The following is a 17,612-nucleotide window of genomic DNA, read 5'->3' on the forward strand; positions in this document are numbered from 1 at the left end:
CAACCCGAATCGCTTGGGCGGCTGGCCCGTTGAGGTACGTTAACCGCCACTCAGGGCCCGGAGTCGCAGACCTGATCAGTCGCGAGCCGGGCCCTCAAGCGTGCCCGCGCGACAGCGTCAGGTGCGGGCAGCTGCCACCACCTTCCCCATGCTGGTGCGCACCTCGACGGACTTGATCTCGTAGGTGGGCACCGACGTCGCACCGGTGAGCTTCGTGTAGCCCGAGCCGCCCGCGCGCCACGAGGCGGCGGCGTACTCCTTGCCGTAGTTGTCGACGACCCACAGCGTGAGCGGGCTGTTGGCGGGCAGCCCCGAGCACTCGAGGTCGAGCTGGGTGCCCCAGCCGCGGGTCACGAGGGCGACGTCGACCGAGGCGGCGCTGCCCGGCGCGGAGGCAGTGACGTGGGTCGTCGGCGGTTCCGGCGTGCTGGCCTGCAGCATCGACGGGCCCAGCCAGGCGCCGCCGGCGAAGAGGGCGACCGCGGCCGCCGCGCCCAGCACCGAGGCGAGCGTGCGGCGCCGACGGCGGCGCTTGCCGACCTCGGTGAGCAGGGTGGACACCCGCTCGTCGTCGGGCTCCTTCATGAGCGGGATCGGAGCTCCGGGTGGGGTCTTGACGAGATGCAGTCCACCTTCGGGACCCGCGAGGTCGAGCAGCCGCGGCAGGCCGGAGACCTGACCGAGCTCCGCCTGGCACTGGGTGCAGCTGCGCAGGTGCTCGCTGTAGGCGCGGTGGTCGTCGTCGGACAGGCCACCGAGCACGTACGCGCCGAGCAGCACGTGCAGGTCGTCCGATCCGGTGGTCATCTCGTCACTCCCATCTCGTCGAGGATGACGCGCAGGTTGCGCACGGCGTAGTAGGCCCGGGACTTGACCGTGCCCTCCGGCACGCCGAGCCGGACGGACGCCTCGGCGACGGACAGCCGTTGGTAGTAGAGGCACCGTACGACGTCGCGGTGGTTGTCCTGCAACCGGCCGAGGGCCTCCTCGACGAGCACCTGGTCGAGCGCCTGGTCGAGGGCCGAGTCGCGCTCGGCGATCTCGGTCAGGGTGGCCTCCTGCGGGCGACGTCCCGCGGCGCGGTGCTGGTCGACGATGAGGTGCCGGGCGGTGGTGATGAGGTAGGCGCGCAGGTTGTCGGCCTCGGGTGCCTGCTTCCACACCCGGAGGATGACCTCCTGCACGATGTCCTCGACACGGTTCGCGTCGCTCGTCGCCCGCCAGACGACGCGGCGAAGCATCGGGCCGTGCTCGCGGTAGATCTCCGCCACCGCGTCCTCGTCGAGCGGCACGTCACCCCACCTCCTCTCGCAGCGCTCACGGGGTCCTGTGGCCTGCCTCATCCAAGGACGTCCGGACACCGTGAACCGTTCACGTGGCCTCCATGTGAACCGTCTCACGAGAACTGACGTTTCTGCGTTCGGACGTCACGACCGGCGTCCCCCTCGAGGAGGTAGACATGATGCGAGCCCGATCCTTCAGCACCGCGGCCCTCGCCGGCACGGTCCTTCTTCTCTCGGCGGCCTGCGGCTCGTCGACTCCCACACCGAGCCCCGCGGCATCGTCGTCCGCTGCGGGGTCGTCGTCCTCGTCCGCCGCGTCGACGAGCGCACCGCCCGCCGTGGTCCACGCCGACGTGACGGAGCTCAAGACCGCCAGCTCGGCGCTGGGCACGATCGTCACCGACAGCGCGGGGATGACCCTCTACATGTTCGACAAGGACACCAAGGGCGGCGCGAAGAGCTCCTGCGAGGGCCAGTGCCTCGTCGCCTGGCCCAAGGCCATGATGGGTGCCTCGGCGCCCACCCTCACCGGCGTCACGGGCAAGGTCGCCTCGATCGACACCGCCGACGGCAAGAAGCAGCTCACCCTCGACGGGTGGCCCCTCTACTACTGGTTCAAGGACACCAAGGCCGGCGACGTCAGCGGCCAGGCCGTCAAGGGCGTGTGGTGGGTGCTCGACCCGAAGGGCACGCCGATCAAGACCAAGCCCTGAAGCCCTGAGGCCCTGAAGCACTGAGGCACTGAAGCCCTGACAGACCCTGACATCCACAGACGCGCCTACCGTTGGCGCATGAGCGCGGACCTGCCGGACTCCCTGCCTGACTTCCTGCCGGACTCCCTGCCGGACTCCCTGCCGGATTCCCTGCCGGACTCCCTCCCGAACCCGGCGCAGCACCCGGTCACGGGTGGGCTCTTCCGCTCACCCGTGCCGCCGGGCACCGGCTGGCCCGGTGACCCGGCGACGCGGGACACGCCTGTCGCGGCCACCGCGGCACAGGTGGTGCGCCTCGCGAGGCAGGCGGACGGCATACGCGAGCTCGACGCGCGCATCAGCGTGTGCCGCGCCTGCCCGCGTCTGGTGGACTGGCGAGAGTCCGTCGCCGTCAGCGGCCGCCGGGCCTCGTTCGCCGACCAGCCCTACTGGGGGCGCCCGGGCCCGTCGTTCGGCGACCCCGACGCCGAGGTGCTCGTCGTCGGGCTGGCGCCGGCGGCGAACGGCACCAACCGGACCGGGCGCATGTTCACCGGCGACCGCTCTGGCGACTGGCTGTATGCCGCCCTGCACCGCGCCGGCTACGCGAGCCAGCCGACGTCGGTGTCGTCGGGAGACGGGCTCACGCTGACCGGCCTGCGCATCGTCGCGACGGTGCGGTGCGCGCCACCGGCGAACAAGCCGACGACCGAGGAGAAGGCGACCTGCGCGCCCTGGCTCGACCGCGACCTCGAGCTGTCGGAGCCGAGGCTGCGTTCGATGCTGGCGCTGGGATCCATCGCGTGGGACGCCGCGCTCGGCGCCGCACGCCGGCGCGGCTGGGCGGTGCCGGTGCCCAAGCCCCGCTTCGGTCACGGGGCGCAGGTGGTGCTCGTCGTCGGGGCCGGGCGGCCCGTGCGGCTCGTCGGCAGCTACCACGTGAGCCAGCAGAACACCTTCACCGGAAAGCTCACCGAGGCGATGCTCGACGAGGTGATCGCCCGGCTCTGAGGCGTGTGGTCCGGCGTGGCAGGATCGCCCGTCATGCCCCAGACCCAGCCCGACGCGTACCGGTCGGTGGTCGGTGAGGCCGACGCCGAGCTCGACCAGCGACTCTCCGACGAGCTCGACGTCGTCAACGCCGCCGCGACCGTCGTCGGCATGACGTGGGTGCGGGAGGACACCCGCGGCCACGGGCTGGGGGAGCGGCTGCTCGCCGAGTTCGAGGCCGAGGCGCGGGCGCGCGGCTGCACCCACGTCTTCGTCACGTCGTTCACCTTCCAGGCGCCGGGCTTCTACGAGAAGCAGGGCTACCGCGAGATCTTCCGGTGGGAGGGCGTGCCCACACCGGATGCCTCCGACGTGCACTTGCGCAAGGAGCTGTGAAACGCGCTGAGTACGCGTGCCGTTGCCGGTCGGTGGTGTCGCGACCGAGGGTGGCCCCATGAGCCGGCACCCCTTCCGCCCGTATGCCGTCGCGCTGGGTGTGCTGTGGGGCCTGCCCCTGCTGCTGGTGGTCGGGCTGCACTTCTCCCTCCCGACGACCAACCCCGGCGGTCAGTGCAGCGGCATCGGCTTCGGCTGCACGCCGCCGCCGGCTGACGCCGTGGTGCTTCTCGCGATGTTCGCCGCGCCGGTGCTGTTGCTCGCCGGTCTCGTCGTGTGCATCGTGATCGCCGTCGTCCGGGCTCGCCGGCGCTCTCGGCCCTAGTGGTCGGCGGTCGGGTCGACGATGATGCCCGGATGTCAACGACCCCGTTTCCCGAGCCCGCGAGCACGGCCGACCTCCGCGGCCTGCTGCTCGACTACCTCGACTACTACCGCTCCGTGGTCGTCGCCAAGGTCACGGCCCTCGACGCGGACGACCTGCAGGCCAGCGTCGTGCCGTCGGGCTGGACCGCGGCCGGCTTGCTGAACCACCTGGCGGACGTCGAGCGTCGGTGGATGGTCTGGGGCTTCGAGGCCCGCCCCCTGCCCGACCCGTGGCGCGACGCGGCCGGCCCCGATCCCGATGCGGGCTGGGTGTCTCCCGGGCTCGGCGTGCCCGAGCTGGCGTCCCGCCTGCGGCGTGCGGGAGCCGAGACCCGCAGGGTCGCCGAAGCGCACGCGTTGACCGACCACGCCGCCGTCGGCGGCCGCTTCACCGATCCGGGGTCCGCGCCCCAGCTGCAGTGGGTGCTGCTCCACCTCCTCCAGGAGTACGCCCGGCACGCCGGCCACCTCGACCTGTGGCGCGAGCTGCGCGACGGGACCACGGGTGAGACCCCCGACGACGCCGGCGCCGAGGCTCAGGCGCCCGACGGGCTCAGAGGAGGTCGAGGAGGTCGCTCGGCGCGATACCGAGGACGGCCAGCATCGCCACCGTCGCGGTGACGCCGGCGGCGAGCACCACGGGAACGGCTGCCACGGCCGGCGTCAGGGTCGGCTCACCGCGGCGCCTCCAGAGCTGCGACAGCGCCACGGAGCCCCCGATGTTCACGGCGACCGCCACGGCCAGGGCGGCGCCATAGCGGTCGGCGTCCGGTGCGTCGACCGGGCCGAGGTCGAGCGTGTGGCTCACGCCGTAGCCGATGGCCTGGAGGAGCACGAGTCCCCAGGCGAGCAGAGCGAGCGCCGCGGTCGTCAGGATCGAGTAGGCGACGCACCACCACGGGAGGGACAGCGCGGCCTCCGGCGCGGGGTGGCTCGCGGGCGACGTCATGGGGACAGGATGCGGCCGGGCTGGACGCTCGCGCCTGCGCACGCGTACTCGGGTGTGCCGCCTCGGTTAGCGTGGGTGCATGGCCGGCCAGCCGTACTGGGAGAGCGCCGTGGAGAAGCAGATCCGCGAGGCGCAGGAGCGTGGCGACTTCGACAACCTGCCGGGCGCCGGCAAGCCGCTCGACCTCAGCGACTCGGACGACCCGGACTGGTGGGTCAAGCGGTTCGCCCAGCGCGAGAAGCTCGACCTCGGCGGCGCGCTGCCCGGGGCCCTCGCCTTGCGCAAGGAGGCCGCCGGCTATCCCGAGTCGCTCGTCGACGTGCGCACCGAGGCGCAGGTGCGCGAGATCGTCGAGGACTACAACAAGCGCGTCCTGGCCGACCGGCTGCGGCCTGCGGTCGGCAACCTGCCGCCGCTGCTGGCGAAGACGCTCGACGTCGACGAGATGGTCGAGCGCTGGCGTCCGCTCCGGGAGGAGCGTGAGGCGGAGCAGCGGCGCGCCCGCGCCGACCGTGAGGCGGCACACGCAGCCACCCCCCAGACCCGTCCCTCGTGGTGGGCGCGCCTGTTCCATCGAGGCTGAGAACTGAGCACTCGACTGAGCCTGTGAGTCGAGTGCCCACTTTCCGACGGAGATGCGTGTCGGGAACTGAGCACTCGACTGGATCTCTGGGTCGAGTGCCCACTTGGCGATGGGCTTTCCTGAACGAAGTCTGTGAAGGTCATGCCAGTTGCATGGGAATGGGAGACCGGCTCTGCCCCAAACCCCCACGGGCTGGGTCGCCGCACTACGGTCGAGCGGCCCACCCCGCACCCGAATCACCCAGAGGTGACCCATGAGGCGTCCCACCCCCCGCATCGCGGGCCTCGCCCTCGCAGCAGGCGGCTCGATCGTCGGCTCGCTCGTCGTCGGCAGCGCTGCCCCGGCCCTGGCCCACGGAGACTCCGGCGGCCGTCACGACCAGACCCTGACCCCGCGCACCGAGTTCGTCATGGCGCCCGACGGCTCGAGCGGCGCCACCGAGGGGGGTGCCGGCATCCCCAACATCGACTCGGTCAAGAAGACGATCGCCGCCTACTACGGCGACCCCGGCACCGGTCTCGCCAACCGCACGGCCTCGCCCTACATCTCCGAGATGCAGCGGCTCACCGGGCGCATCCGCGCGGGCCTGCACGCGAAGTACGAGGCCGCCGTCGCGCACGGCAAGAAGCCGGCTCTCGTCTTCGACGCCGACGACACGACGCTGTGGACCTACGACATGGAGGTCGGCGACATGAAGTTCGTCTTCGACCCCACCCGCCAGGACTACTGGGTGCAGAACAAGCTCTTCCCGGCCACGCCATCGATGGTCTCCCTCGTCAACGACGCGCAGGCGATGGGCTTCACGGTCTTCGGTCTGACCGGCCGAGGCGCCGCCCAGAAGGATGCGACGATCGGCAACCTCAAGGACGTCGGCTACAACGCCTTCACCCCCGACACGTACTTCACCAAGTGGGCCGGCTCGACGCCGCCCGCCTACATCACGTGCGCCACGGCCAAGTGCACGACGGTCGAGTACAAGGCCGGCACCCGCAAGCACATCGAGCAGGACCTCGGCTACGACATCGTGCTCAACGTCGGCGACCAGTGGAGCGACCTGCAGGGCGGGTTCGCCGACGCCGCTGTCAAGCTGCCGAACCCAACCTACTACCTGCCCTCGCCCGACCTGCCGGGCCTGCGCGAGCCCCGCCTCGCTCCGCGGACCCACTTCACGATGAAGCCCGACGGCTCGAGCGGCCTCACCGTGAGCGGGGAGGGCATCCCCAACATCGACTCGGTGAAGAAGACGATCGCCACCTACTACGGCGACCCGGGCACCGGCATCGCCGACAAGACGAGCTCGCCCTACATCTCGGAGCTCGCCGCGCTCGAGCGGCGCAACACCCAGCGCCTCGCGAGCGAGTGCCGCCAGGGCGTCCGCAAGGGCACGAAGCCGGCCGTCGTCTTCGACGCCGACGACACGACCCTGTGGACCTACGACATGGAGGTCGCGGACATGAAGTTCGTCTTCAACCCGACCCGTCAGGACTTCTGGGTGCAGAACAAGCTCTTCCCGGCGACCCCCGGAATGCCTTCTCTCGTCAAGGCGGTCGCCGACTCCGGCTGCACCGTCATCGGCCTGACGGGTCGCAACACCGGCCAGAGGGCCGCGACGATCGCGAACCTGCACGAGCAGGGCTACCCGCAGTTCACGAACGACCTCTACTTCACCAAGTGGAAGAGCTCCGAGACCCCGCCGGCCTACATGCAGGGCCACTGCAAGGCCTACCCGTCGTGCACGACGATCGAGTACAAGTCGACGACCCGCGCGCACATCGAGCGGGACCTCGGCTACGACGTCGTCGCCAACCTCGGCGACCAGTTCAGCGACCTCATCGGCGGCAGTGCCGACCGCGCGGTCAAGCTGCCGAACCCGACCTACTACCTGCCCTGAGCCGACTCACCACGACTCACCCAAGGCGCCTGACGGCATACGCCCCGTATGCCGTCAGGCGCTTTCGGCGCTCTCGGCCCCCGTCGGCTCGTGGCCGACGAAGCGGACGAGGTCCGCGACGGAGTCCACGACCCGGGTGGGCCGGTAGGGGAAGTGCTCGATCTGCTCACGTGACGTCGAGCCGGTGAGCACGAGGACGCTGCGCAGCCCGGCCTCGAGGCCCGAGATGATGTCGGTGTCCATGCGGTCGCCGACCATGATCGTCGTCTCGGAGTGCGCGTCGAGCCGGTTGAGGGCGCTGCGCATCATGAGCGGGTTCGGCTTGCCGATGTAGTAGGGCTGTCGGCCGGTCGCGGTGCTGATCAGGGCGGCGACAGACCCCGTGGCCGGGAGCTTCCCGGCCGGGCTCGGCCCGCTCGGGTCGGGGTTGGTCGCGATGAAGCGGGCCCCGTTGTCGATGAGGCGGATGGCGCGGGTGATCGACTCGAACGAGTAGGTGCGCGTCTCGCCGAGGACGACGTAGTCGGGGTTGCGGTCGGTCATGACGTAGCCGACGTCGTGCATCGCCGTCACGAGGCCGGCCTCGCCGACGACGTGTGCGGTGCCGCCCGGTCGCTGGTCGGCGAGGAACTGCGCGGTCGCGAGGGCGGAGGTCCAGATCGCCTCCTCCGGGACGTCGATCCCGCTCGTCAGCAGGCGCGCCCGCAGGTCACGTGGCGTGAAGATGGAGTTGTTGGTGAGCACGAGGAAGCGCTTGCCGGAGGCCTTGAGCGCCTCGACGAAGTCGGAGGCGCCGGGGATCGCGTCCTCCTCGTGGACGAGGACGCCGTCCATGTCGGTGAGCCAGGTCTCGACGGGCCGGTGATCAGTCATGTCCACCATTGTGGTGGCGGAGCCGGGTCCGGCGCGCGTCCCGTATGGACCGACGAGCGAAGCGAGCGCAGCGAGCCAGCCGAGGAGGGAAGGCGGGACGCAACGGAGCGCCGGACCTGCGAGCGCAGCGAGCCGAGAACTCAGCTCGCGGACTGGGCGATCGCGAGGTCGACGCGGTCGGCCGTGAGGGCGTGCTGGATGACCATCGTGGCGGCCCCGATGACGCCGGCCTGGACACCGGTGGTGGCGGCGACGATCTGCAGGACCCCGGTCGCGAGCGGGAGGGAGCGGCCGTAGACGACTTCGCGCACCCCGGCGATGAGGCTCTCGCCGGCCTGGACGAGCGAGCCGCCGATGACGATGACCTGCGGGTTGAGCAGGCTGACGCACGTCGCGAGCACCTCGCCGATGGTGCGCCCGGCCTGACGTACGGCGAGAGCCGCCGGGATGTTGCCCGCGCGCACGAGGTCGACGATGTCGCGGTTCGACTCGGCGACGATGTCGATCTCCTTGAGGGCCTTGGAGATTGCGGGTCCGCTTGCCACCGCCTCGAGGCAGCCGACGTTGCCGCAGGAGCAGAGCACGTCGGGCGCGTGCGGGGCGGCGACGTGGCCGAGGTCGCCGGCGGCGCCGACGGCCCCACGGTGCAGCCGACCACCGCTGATGATGCCGGCGCCGATGCCGGTCGCGACCTTGACGAAGAGCAGGTGCTCGACGTGCGGGTGCGCCATCGCGTGCTCACCGAGGGCCATGATGTTGACGTCGTTGTCGACGAGGACGGGCACGTCGAAGTCCCGTCGCACGTGGGCCGGCACGTCGTAGCCGTCCCAGCCGGGCATGATCGGCGGTCGCATCGGGCGGCCGCTCGAGTGCTCGACCGGGCCCGGGACGCCGATGCCGATGCCGATGAGCTCGCGGGGCTGCCGGCCGGCCTCCTCCAGCAGGCGGTGGGCGGTCGCGACGAGCCAGTCGAGCACGACGGCCGGGCCGTCGGTGATGTCGAGCGACTCGCCGATCTCGCAGATCGGCCTGCCGCTGAGGTCGGTGAGGGCGATCCGGCCGTGGGTCGCGCCGATGTCCGCGCCCACGACGACCCGGGCCTCGGGGTTGAAGGCGAAGCGCACCGGAGGCCGCCCACCGGTGCTGGCGGCCTCGCCGATCGGGGCGAGCAGTCCGGTCGCGAGGAGGGCGTCGACGCGCGCGCCGACGGTCGACCGGGCGAGTCCGGTGAGCTTGGCGAGCTCGGCGCGGGTGCGCGGCGTCTCGTCGCGGAGCAGCTGCAGCAGCTCGCCCGCACCGCTGACGGCGCCGGTCACGGCATACGTCGACGACGCTGGCTCGGAACGCATCCACGAAGTCAAGCACAAGCAACTTACGTATGCCACCTTCTCGACTTTGCGTGTCCACAACCAAATCTTTTGCTTGACGGACCGACAAAAGTGGGTCACGGTGTGACGCATGGAATCTCGACGGCGAGATGGAGCCGACGCACCGCTGCTGCGAATGACCCACGTGGTCAAGCGTTTTCCCGGGGTCGTGGCGCTCGGGGGTGTCGACCTCGACGTCCTGCCCGGCGAGGTGCACTGCCTGCTCGGCCAGAACGGCGCCGGCAAGAGCACCCTCATCAAGGTGCTCGCCGGGGTGCACCAGTCCGACGAGGGTACGCTCGAGTGGCTCGGCGAGGAGGTCTCCCTGCACCACCCGCAGGCGGCCATGGATCTCGGCGTCGCGACGATGTACCAGGAGCTCGACCTCGTCGAGGGACTCACCGTCGCCGAGAACATCTTCCTCGGCCACGAGCCCACCCGGTTCGGCTTCTCGGAGCGCACCGCCGCCCGTCGCGAGGCCGCCGCCCTGCTCGCCCGCCTGGGCCACCCGGAGATCTCGCCGTCCGTCGAGGTCGGCACCCTCTCGGCCGCCGCCTGCCAGATCGTCAGCATGGCCCGCGCCCTCTCGCGCGACGCGCGGCTCATCGTCATGGACGAGCCGTCGGCCGTGCTCGACGCCGGCGAGGTCGACCAGCTCTTCCGCGTCATCGCCGAGGTCACCGCCCAAGGCGTCGCCGTCGTCTACATCTCGCACCGGCTCGAGGAGATCCGCCAGATCGGCGACCGCGTCACGGTGCTCAAGGACGGGCGCACCGTCGCCACCGGCCTCGATGCCAAGACGACGCCGACGCAGGAGCTGATCCGGCTCATGACCGGCCGTTCCATCGAGTACGTCTTCCCGCCCAAGCCCGAGTTCGACGTCGACGCCGAGCCGGTGCTCCGTGTCGAGGGACTCACGCGCGCAGGGGAGTTCGCGGCCGTGTCTTTCGACGTGCGACCGGGTGAGGTCGTCGGGCTCGCCGGGCTCGTCGGATCGGGGCGCTCCGAGATCGTCGAGACCATCTTCGGTGCACGCAAGGCCACCGGAGGGACCGTGCGCGTCGACGGAAAGGCCGTGCGGACGGGTTCGGTGGCCGCCGCGGTCGCGGCCGGCATCGGGCTGTGCCCCGAGGAGCGCAAGAGCCAGGCACTCGTGCTCGGCGCCTCCCTCGCCTCCAACATCACCCTGGCCACGCTGCCGCGCTTCTCCCGGGGTGGCCTGCTCGACGGGTCGGCCGAGGTCGCCGAGGCCGAGAAGCTGCTCGAGTCACTCGACGTGCGCCCGCGAGGCGTGCACCGCGAGTCGCGCACGCTCTCGGGAGGCAACCAGCAGAAGGTCGTCCTCGCCCGCTGGCTGCTCCGTGGCTGTCGCGTGCTGCTCCTCGACGAGCCCACGCGAGGCGTGGACGTGGGGGCCCGATCCGAGATCTACGGCCTCATCCGCCGCCTCACCGACGAGGGCGTCGCCGTCGTCGTCGTCTCCAGCGAGATCCCCGAGGTGCTCGGGCTCGCCAACCGGGTGCTCGTCCTCGCCGACCGCACCGTCCGTCACGAGGGTCCGGCCGACGAGCTCGACGAGCACGCCGTCCTCGACATCATCCTGAAGGGAGACGCGGCATGAGCGCCGACGTCACGAAGACCGACCAGGCCGCCGCGGAGCCGGTCGAGCCAGTGGGGTCGCGATCAGCAGCCGCGGCGAGCGGGCCACCCGTCGGCGGAGTCGCGGCCGCGCACCGGAGCGGCGGTCTGGCCGCCTTCCTCAGCGGGCCGGCAGGCCGCAGCGCCGGTCTCGTCCTCGCCCTGCTGCTCCTCGTCGTCGTCGGCATCATCACCGCCGGCGACCGCTTCGCCAGCCCCGACAATGCCCTGACGATCCTGCGTTTCGGAGCCACGATCGGCGTCGTCAGCGTCGGCATGACCTTCGTCATCTCCGGCGGCGGCATCGACCTGTCCGTCGGCGCGATCGTCGCGCTCTCCTCCGTCTGGGCCACGACCGTCGCCACCCAGACCATGGCCGAGAACTACCACTGGATCGTCATGGTCATCGCGGCGGTCGCCGTCGGCGCCGCGTGTGGTCTCGTCAACGGGGTGCTCGTGGCGTACGGCCGCATAGCGCCGTTCATCGTCACCCTCGCGATGCTCGCCGCGGCGCGCGGGCTCGCCGAGCTGATCGCCAAGAGGCGCACCCAGATCGTCAGGGACCGCGGCTTCATCGATTTCTTCGGCGGCAGCGTGCTCGGCGTCCCCGTCCTCGTCATCGTCTTCGCGGTCGTCGCCGTGGCCGGCTGGGTCCTGCTCAACCGCACGACCTTCGGCCGGCGCACCCTGGCCGTCGGCGGCAACCCGGAGGCCGCGAGGCTCGCCGGCATCCGCGTCCAGCGCCAGACGATGTACCTCTACGTCCTCGTCGGCGTCGCTTGCGGCATCGCGGCGGTCATGCTCATGGCCCGCACGACGACCGGCACCTCGACCCACGGCCAGCTCTACGAGCTCGACGCGATCGCTGCCGTCGTCATCGGCGGCACCCTGCTCTCCGGCGGCCGCGGCACGGTCGTCGGCACGGTCCTCGGCGTCCTCATCTTCACGACGCTGAGCAACGTCTTCACGCTCAACAACCTCGACACGTCCACCCAGGCCGTCGCGAAGGGGGCGATCATCGTCGCCGCCGTGCTGCTCCAGCAGCGGGTCTCGCGCACGAGGTCGACGTAGCACCGAACGCACCACCACCAGCACCACGGCACCACCCGCACAGCAGCACTCGCACAGCAGCACTCACCAGCAGCACTCACCAGCACCGCCCCACTTCGCTCATCTAGGAGTCAGCGTGTCCGCATCCCTGTCCCGTTCGACCAAGCGCGTCGCCGTCCTGGCGATCACCCTCAGCACGGCCCTCGTCGCCGCGGGGTGCACCAGCAACGACCCGGTCACCACTCCCGCCGCCTCCACGCAGCAGGCCGGAGGCGCGGCCGCGAGCGACAACGACGCGCCGGGGAAGAAGGTCACCATCGGCTTCTCGGGGCCCGCGGCCGATCACGGCTGGCTCGCCGCCATCAACAGCTCGGCGCTGGCCGAGGCGAAGAAGCACACCGACGTCGAGCTCAAGGCCGCCGAGGGCACCAACGACGCGAGCCTGCAGATCAGCCAGATCGAGACGTTCATCAACGACAAGGTCGACGCGATCGTGCTGCTGCCCACCGACGGCGCCGCCCTCACCGAGGTGGCGACGAAGGCCATGAACGCAGGCATCCCCGTCATCAACGTCGACCGCGAGTTCTCCAGCCCCTTCGCCGCCCGCGCGACGATCCTCGGCGACAACTACGGCATGGGCGTCTCGGCCGGCACCTACGCGTGCAAGGTCGTCAAGGACAAGAGTCTCAGCAACCCGGTCATCGCCGAGATCGCCGGCATCGACTCGCTCCCGCTCACCCAGGATCGCAGCAAGGGCTTCGCCGACGCGCTCAAGGCGTGCGGCCAGACCGTCGACAACCGCGTCGCGGCCGAGTTCACCGTCGAGTCGGGCAACCGCCAGGCCGCGAACCTGATGCAGGCCGCGCCGAAGATCGACATCCTGTGGAACCACGACGACGACCAGGGTGTCGGCGTCATGGCCGCCCTCGACCAGGCGAACCGCCACGAGATGGCGTTCATCGGTGGGGCCGGCTCGGCCAACGCGATGCGCTGGATCAAGGAAGGGAAGATGGAGGCGACCGTCCTCTACCCGCCGACGCAGGCGGCTGACGGCATCAAGCTCGCGCGCCTCATCGCGCAGGGCAAGGGCATCGGCGACCTCGTCCAGGTCGAGGTGCCGCGCCGCATCGTGCTCAACGCCCCGGTCGTGACCAAGACCAACGTCGACCAGTACCTCCCGCTCGGCTTCGAGTCCTGACCGGCCGGCGCCCGCGCTGCCACACGCCACGGCCACACGCCACGGCCACAGGCCCAGCGCGGGCGCCTGCCAGGGCGGCCAGCCGCCCCAGCCGCACCCACCACGTTCAGATGCGAGGACGTCAATGAGCACACCCAGCACGCCCACCCTCGGGGTCGGGATGATCGGCTACGCCTTCATGGGCCGCGCCCACTCCCAGGCCTGGCGCAACGTACGCAGCTACTTCGACGCGCCGGCCACCCCACGGCTCGTCGCTGTCGCGGGACGCAACGAGGCCGCGGCCCGCGACACCGCGGACCGCTTCGGCTGGGCCGGGGTGGAGACCGACTGGCGCCGCCTGCTCGAGCGCGACGACATCGACATCATCGACATCTGCACGCCCGGTGATACCCACGCCGAGATCGCCGTCGCCGCGCTCGAGGCCGGCAAGCACGTGCTCTGCGAGAAGCCGCTCGCCAACTCAGTCGACGAGGCCGAGGCCATGGTCCGGGCCGCCGAGGCGGCCCGCGAGCGGGGGATCCGTTCGATGGTCGGCTTCACCTACCGCCGGGTCCCGGCCATCGCGTACGCGCGCCAGCTCGTCGCGGAGGGACGGCTCGGCCGCATCCTCCACGTCCGTGGCGCCTACCTGCAGGACTGGCTCGTCGACGCCCAGTCGCCGCTCACCTGGCGGCTGCAGAAGGAGCGCGCCGGCTCGGGTGCCCTCGGCGACGTCGGCGCCCACATCGTCGACCTCGCCCAGTTCGTCACGGGCGAGACGTTGACCGGCGTCTCCGCGCTCACCGAGACCTTCGTGCGCGAGCGGCCGGTGGCCGACCCCGCGACGACCGGCACCGGGGGCATCACCGCGACGGCGGCCTCGAACGGCGCTGCGACGACGGGTCCCGTCACCGTGGACGACGCCGCGGTGCTCGTCTCACGTCTCAGTGGCGGCGCCCTCGCGACCTTCGAGGCGACCCGCTTCGCCAACGGCCGCAAGAACGCGATCCGCTTGGAGGTCAACGGAACCGAGGGCTCGATCGCCTTCGACTTCGAGGACATGAACGTCCTGCACGTCTTCGACGGCCACACGTCCGGCCGCGACGCCGGCTTCACCCGGGTGCTCGTCACCGAGGCGAGCCACCCCTACGTGGCGGCCTGGTGGCCCCCCGGCCACGTGCTCGGCTACGAGCACGGCTTCACCCACCAGGCGGTCGACCTGCTGACCGCCATCGCCGAGGGCGCCGACCCTCGTCCTTCCTTCTCCGACGGGCTCCAGGTGCAGCGGATCCTGTCGGCCGTCGAGGCGAGCGCGGAGCGGTCGGGGTCCTGGACCCCGGTCGACGGGGCCCGCGTCTCGGCCCCGGCACCGTCCTGAGCGGGTAGAGGAATCCACCCACTCCGGCTGTCAGACAAGGAGATTCAGTCTCACCCGCTCGATCCGTCTCTGTCACCCCTGAAGGAGCACGCTCACATGCACGACAACGACGTCAACCCGCTCAAGCTCGTCACCAAGCTCGGTCTCAACCGTCGCCAGTTCTTCGCGGCCACGACCGGCATGGCGGCCGCCGTCGCCATGACGGGCGCAGCCGCCGCCCAGGCCGCACCCGGCGCCAACGGCGTCCTCATCCCGGCACCACGCCGCGGCATCATCCTCTACACCGTGCGCGACGCCGTCAGCCGCAACCCGCTGACCTCGCCGTACGCCTCCGGATTCAAGGAGGTCCTGACCGAGCTCTCCTCGATCGGCTACCGCCAGATCGAGTTCGCCGGCCTCACCCAGAACGCCAACGCGGAGGGCGGCGCGAACCTCAACAACGTCGCGGGCGCCACCCTGCTCCGCTCGTGGCTCGACGACCTCGGCCTGCAGGCCGAGGGCAACCACGGCTCCGTCCCGTCGACCATCACGGACGCCAACATCGCGGCGTTCGACACGGCCTGCGAGATCGCCAACATCCTCGGCATGGGCCACATCGGCACGGGCAGCGACCCGACGAGCAGCGCCTACGTCGCCGACTGGGAGGCCGCCGCAGCACGGTGGGACTTCTACGGCGAGCGGGCCTCGCGCCACGGGCTCAAGCTCTACACGCACAACCACGACATCGCCTACAGCTTCCTGCTCGACAGCGGGCCGCTCGACGCGACCGGGCGGCCGACCCGGTCGTCCGGCGTGCGCCGTCTCGAGCACTTCCTCGCCAACACCGACCCGAAGCACGTCTACCTCGAGATGGACATCTACTGGGCCCACGTCGCGCAGTACAAGCACACGACCTACACCGCCCCGGACGGCTCGGTCGTGACCTCCATCTTCGACCCCGCAGCGGTCGTCGCCGCCCGGACGAAGCGCTTCCCGCTCTTCCACGCCAAGGACGGCAAGATCGACACGACGCAGGCCAACGGCTACGTCATGGCCCCCTTCGGCCAGGGCGACATCGACTACTCGACGTTCCTGCGCCGCGTCGGCGCCAAGGGCTCGCACAACCCGATGTGGGAGATGGACACCGCACCGGGCAACGCGACCACCGCTCCGAACCAGTCGATGGAGCTCTCGAAGGTCAGCTACGACGGGATGGCCGCGCTGCGCGGCTGACCCGCCACCCCCGGAACGCACGTCGACCGCCACACGCCGGCGGACGGCATACCCGGAAGAACACCGGGCCCCGGGGAGCGCAGATGCCGTTGCAGCGGCGCGATCCCCGGGTCCCGGCTTCGCCCGTCTCTGTCAAGAAGGACGTACCGATGAATGCTACTTCCCCATCCAGGGTGAGGAGGCTGGTTGCCACAACTGCGGCAACCGTCCTCGCCTGCACGGCGCTCGGCGCCGTGGGTTGCTCGAGGTGCACGCACCGGACGGCATGGAATACCTCGACCCGTGGGCATCGCAGGCCTTCGCCGTCGCCGACCACCAGGTCGCGCACGTCTACGTGCGAGACGCCGACCGGCTCGACGAGGTGCGCGCGCTCCTCACCGCCACACCCGGCGTCGACCAGGTGCTCGACCGGGGAAGCCATCGACGGCTGCCCGCCGACCCCATTGACGGGCCGGTCGTCATCGCCTCCGACAGCGCCCTGCGCCGTGAGACGGTGACGGCAGCGGACGTCCACGACCTCGTGCTCGAGGCCGCTGGAGCCGTTGTCGGCACCAGCACCACGGCCCGCTGGACCAGCACCGCAGCAGCACACCCAGCAAGCACCTCACAGCAGCAACTCACTTCCGCAGCAAGGAGATCCACGATGGCTCGACCGATCACGCTCTTCACCGGACAGTGGGCCGACCTGCCCTTCGAGGAGGTGTGCCGCCTCGCCGGCGAGTGGGGCTACGACGGCCTCGAGATCGCCTGCTGGGGCGACCACTTCGAGGTCGACCGCGCCCTCACGGAGGACGGCTACATCGAGGGCCGCCGCGAGATCCTCGAGCGGCACGGCCTCGAGGTGTGGGCCATCTCCAACCACCTCGTCGGCCAGGCCGTGTGCGACGACCCGATCGACCAGCGCCACCAGGACATCCTGCCCGCGTCGGTGTGGGGCGACGGCGACCCCGAGGGCGTGCGCAAGCGCGCGGCCGAGCGGATGGCCGACACCGCCCGCGCCGCCGCGAAGCTCGGCGTCGACACCGTCATCGGGTTCACCGGCTCGGCCGTCTGGAAGTACGTCGCGATGTTCCCGCCCGTGGGCGACGACGTCATCCAGGCCGGGTACGCCGACTTCGCAGACCGCTGGAACCCGATCCTCGACGTCTTCGACGAGGTCGGCGTGAAGTTCGCGCACGAGGTGCACCCCAGCGAGATCGCGTACGACTACTGGAGCACCGTCGCCACTCTCGAGGCGATCGGCCACCGCGAGGCCTTCGGGCTCAACTGGGACCCGAGCCACATGGTGTGGCAGGACCTCGACCCGGCCGCGTTCATCTGGGACTTCAAGGACCGGATCTACCACGTCGACTGCAAGGACACCCGCAAGCGGATCGGCAACGGCCGCAACGGTCGTCTCGGCTCGCACCTGCCGTGGGGCGACCCGCGCCGCGGCTGGGACTTCGTGTCGACCGGCCACGGTGACGTGCCGTGGGAGGACTGCTTCCGCACCCTCAACGCGATCGGCTACGACGGTCCGATCTCCATCGAGTGGGAGGACGCCGGCATGGACCGTCTCGTCGGCGCCCCGGGCGCCCTCGACTTCGTCCGCGCGCTGAACTTCGACAAGCCAGAGGCTGCCTTCGACGCGGCTTTCAGCAGCAGCAAGGACTGACCCCAGCCGAGCCTCAACGCTCCGTCGGGTGGGCGCTTTGCCGTCGTTCGTGGAGCCCGAACGGCCCCGCTCCCTCGGCAAAGTGCCCAACCGACACAGGGGGCGTCTACCGT

At 70.9% G+C, this 17,612-nt stretch carries 18 protein-coding genes; 13 read left to right on the forward strand and 5 right to left on the reverse strand.

All coding sequences use genetic code 11. The features are described 5' to 3' along the window. Window positions 1–117 precede the first annotated feature (117 nt). Both AB4091_RS08075 and AB4091_RS08080 read right to left on the reverse strand, forming a co-directional pair. Entirely contained in the window at window positions 118–807 is a 690-nt protein-coding gene (locus AB4091_RS08075; RefSeq protein ID WP_442291216.1) for a zf-HC2 domain-containing protein, read from the reverse strand. Then, on the reverse strand, window positions 804–1,292 hold the full coding sequence (locus tag AB4091_RS08080) for a sigma-70 family RNA polymerase sigma factor (protein ID WP_386053705.1): 489 nt from the start codon (window positions 1,290–1,292) through the stop codon (window positions 804–806). The genes AB4091_RS08075 and AB4091_RS08080 overlap by 4 nt, the downstream gene beginning before the upstream one ends. A gap of 167 nt (window positions 1,293–1,459) precedes the next feature. Here AB4091_RS08080 and AB4091_RS08085 point away from each other — a divergent pair, with 167 nt between their 5' ends. The 5 genes from AB4091_RS08085 to AB4091_RS08105 all read left to right on the forward strand — a co-directional run bounded on the left by AB4091_RS08085 (window position 1,460) and on the right by AB4091_RS08105 (window position 4,348). Then, complete coding sequence (locus AB4091_RS08085) at window positions 1,460–1,996, forward strand: COG4315 family predicted lipoprotein (RefSeq protein ID WP_442291217.1); 537 nt, start codon at window positions 1,460–1,462, stop codon at window positions 1,994–1,996. 78 nt (window positions 1,997–2,074) lie between these two features. Next, complete coding sequence (locus AB4091_RS08090) at window positions 2,075–2,986, forward strand: uracil-DNA glycosylase (RefSeq protein WP_442291218.1); 912 nt, start codon at window positions 2,075–2,077, stop codon at window positions 2,984–2,986. A 33-nt stretch (window positions 2,987–3,019) separates the two neighbouring features. Beyond that, entirely contained in the window at window positions 3,020–3,361 is a 342-nt protein-coding gene (locus tag AB4091_RS08095; RefSeq protein ID WP_442291219.1) for a GNAT family N-acetyltransferase, read from the forward strand. Between the two features lie 58 nt (window positions 3,362–3,419). After that, complete coding sequence (locus AB4091_RS08100; protein ID WP_442291220.1) at window positions 3,420–3,686, forward strand: hypothetical protein; 267 nt, start codon at window positions 3,420–3,422, stop codon at window positions 3,684–3,686. Between the two features lie 32 nt (window positions 3,687–3,718). After that, window positions 3,719–4,348, forward strand: coding sequence for a DinB family protein (locus AB4091_RS08105; protein WP_442291221.1), 630 nt, complete (start codon window positions 3,719–3,721; stop codon window positions 4,346–4,348). Here AB4091_RS08105 and AB4091_RS08110 read toward each other — a convergent pair. After that, window positions 4,281–4,676, reverse strand: coding sequence for a hypothetical protein (locus AB4091_RS08110; RefSeq protein ID WP_442291222.1), 396 nt, complete (start codon window positions 4,674–4,676; stop codon window positions 4,281–4,283). The two genes, AB4091_RS08105 and AB4091_RS08110, sit on opposite strands and share 68 nt — an antisense overlap. Window positions 4,677–4,755: 79 nt before the next feature. Here AB4091_RS08110 and AB4091_RS08115 point away from each other — a divergent pair, with 79 nt between their 5' ends. Together AB4091_RS08115 and AB4091_RS08120 are read left to right on the forward strand one after the other, a co-directional pair. After that, the gene (locus AB4091_RS08115; RefSeq protein WP_442291223.1) at window positions 4,756–5,259 is read left to right on the forward strand and encodes a J-domain-containing protein; all 504 of its coding nucleotides are present in this window, start codon (window positions 4,756–4,758) and stop codon (window positions 5,257–5,259) included. A gap of 253 nt (window positions 5,260–5,512) precedes the next feature. Beyond that, window positions 5,513–7,150 (forward strand): HAD family acid phosphatase, encoded by a 1,638-nt coding sequence (locus AB4091_RS08120; RefSeq protein ID WP_442291224.1) that lies wholly within the window; start codon window positions 5,513–5,515, stop codon window positions 7,148–7,150. 54 nt (window positions 7,151–7,204) lie between these two features. Here the strand turns inward: AB4091_RS08120 and AB4091_RS08125 are convergent, their stop codons facing one another. Further along, entirely contained in the window at window positions 7,205–8,023 is an 819-nt protein-coding gene (locus AB4091_RS08125) for an HAD-IIA family hydrolase (protein ID WP_442291225.1), read from the reverse strand. 140 nt (window positions 8,024–8,163) lie between these two features. Next, window positions 8,164–9,372 carry an ROK family protein gene (locus AB4091_RS08130; protein ID WP_442291226.1) on the reverse strand — a complete coding sequence of 403 codons (1,209 nt, stop codon included), beginning with the start codon at window positions 9,370–9,372 and terminating at the stop codon, window positions 8,164–8,166. 154 nt (window positions 9,373–9,526) lie between these two features. Here AB4091_RS08130 and AB4091_RS08135 point away from each other — a divergent pair, with 154 nt between their 5' ends. The 6 genes from AB4091_RS08135 (at window position 9,527) to AB4091_RS08160 (ending at window position 17,499) form a co-directional block, all read left to right on the forward strand. Then, a complete protein-coding gene (locus AB4091_RS08135; RefSeq protein WP_442291399.1) occupies window positions 9,527–11,011 on the forward strand; it encodes a sugar ABC transporter ATP-binding protein in 1,485 nt (494 codons plus the stop codon). Continuing rightward, window positions 11,008–12,099: an ABC transporter permease gene (locus tag AB4091_RS08140; RefSeq protein ID WP_442291227.1), complete on the forward strand. Its 1,092-nt coding sequence runs from the start codon at window positions 11,008–11,010 to the stop codon at window positions 12,097–12,099. The genes AB4091_RS08135 and AB4091_RS08140 overlap by 4 nt, the downstream gene beginning before the upstream one ends. 115 nt (window positions 12,100–12,214) lie before the next feature. Next, a complete protein-coding gene (locus AB4091_RS08145) occupies window positions 12,215–13,276 on the forward strand; it encodes a substrate-binding domain-containing protein (protein ID WP_442291228.1) in 1,062 nt (353 codons plus the stop codon). 124 nt (window positions 13,277–13,400) lie between these two features. Next, a complete protein-coding gene (locus AB4091_RS08150) occupies window positions 13,401–14,633 on the forward strand; it encodes a Gfo/Idh/MocA family protein (RefSeq protein ID WP_442291229.1) in 1,233 nt (410 codons plus the stop codon). A 96-nt stretch (window positions 14,634–14,729) separates the two neighbouring features. Next, window positions 14,730–15,845: a sugar phosphate isomerase/epimerase family protein gene (locus AB4091_RS08155; RefSeq protein WP_442291230.1), complete on the forward strand. Its 1,116-nt coding sequence runs from the start codon at window positions 14,730–14,732 to the stop codon at window positions 15,843–15,845. Between the two features lie 643 nt (window positions 15,846–16,488). Beyond that, window positions 16,489–17,499 carry a sugar phosphate isomerase/epimerase family protein gene (locus tag AB4091_RS08160; protein WP_442291400.1) on the forward strand — a complete coding sequence of 337 codons (1,011 nt, stop codon included), beginning with the start codon at window positions 16,489–16,491 and terminating at the stop codon, window positions 17,497–17,499. Window positions 17,500–17,612: the final 113 nt, after the last annotated feature.

Origin of the sequence: Terrabacter sp. 2RAF25 (assembly GCF_052115265.1) — a bacterium.
Taxonomy (GTDB): domain Bacteria; phylum Actinomycetota; class Actinomycetes; order Actinomycetales; family Dermatophilaceae; genus Terrabacter.

Excerpts from the sequence above, each read along its gene's own strand:
- AB4091_RS08090 (WP_442291218.1), top strand. The coding sequence starts at position 2,075 with ATGAGCGCGGACCTGCCGGACTCCCTGCCTGACTTCCTGCCGGACTCC.
- AB4091_RS08150 (WP_442291229.1), top strand. The coding sequence starts at position 13,401 with ATGAGCACACCCAGCACGCCCACCCTCGGGGTCGGGATGATCGGCTAC.
- AB4091_RS08120 (WP_442291224.1), top strand. The coding sequence starts at position 5,513 with ATGAGGCGTCCCACCCCCCGCATCGCGGGCCTCGCCCTCGCAGCAGGC.
- AB4091_RS08110 (WP_442291222.1), bottom strand. The coding sequence starts at position 4,676 with ATGACGTCGCCCGCGAGCCACCCCGCGCCGGAGGCCGCGCTGTCCCTC.
- AB4091_RS08135 (WP_442291399.1), top strand. The coding sequence starts at position 9,527 with ATGACCCACGTGGTCAAGCGTTTTCCCGGGGTCGTGGCGCTCGGGGGT.
- AB4091_RS08095 (WP_442291219.1), top strand. The coding sequence starts at position 3,020 with ATGCCCCAGACCCAGCCCGACGCGTACCGGTCGGTGGTCGGTGAGGCC.
- AB4091_RS08085 (WP_442291217.1), top strand. The coding sequence starts at position 1,460 with ATGATGCGAGCCCGATCCTTCAGCACCGCGGCCCTCGCCGGCACGGTC.
- AB4091_RS08125 (WP_442291225.1), bottom strand. The coding sequence starts at position 8,023 with ATGACTGATCACCGGCCCGTCGAGACCTGGCTCACCGACATGGACGGC.
- AB4091_RS08105 (WP_442291221.1), top strand. The coding sequence starts at position 3,719 with ATGTCAACGACCCCGTTTCCCGAGCCCGCGAGCACGGCCGACCTCCGC.
- AB4091_RS08100 (WP_442291220.1), top strand. The coding sequence starts at position 3,420 with ATGAGCCGGCACCCCTTCCGCCCGTATGCCGTCGCGCTGGGTGTGCTG.
- AB4091_RS08115 (WP_442291223.1), top strand. The coding sequence starts at position 4,756 with ATGGCCGGCCAGCCGTACTGGGAGAGCGCCGTGGAGAAGCAGATCCGC.
- AB4091_RS08160 (WP_442291400.1), top strand. The coding sequence starts at position 16,489 with ATGGCTCGACCGATCACGCTCTTCACCGGACAGTGGGCCGACCTGCCC.
- AB4091_RS08155 (WP_442291230.1), top strand. The coding sequence starts at position 14,730 with ATGCACGACAACGACGTCAACCCGCTCAAGCTCGTCACCAAGCTCGGT.
- AB4091_RS08130 (WP_442291226.1), bottom strand. The coding sequence starts at position 9,372 with ATGCGTTCCGAGCCAGCGTCGTCGACGTATGCCGTGACCGGCGCCGTC.
- AB4091_RS08075 (WP_442291216.1), bottom strand. The coding sequence starts at position 807 with ATGACCACCGGATCGGACGACCTGCACGTGCTGCTCGGCGCGTACGTG.
- AB4091_RS08140 (WP_442291227.1), top strand. The coding sequence starts at position 11,008 with ATGAGCGCCGACGTCACGAAGACCGACCAGGCCGCCGCGGAGCCGGTC.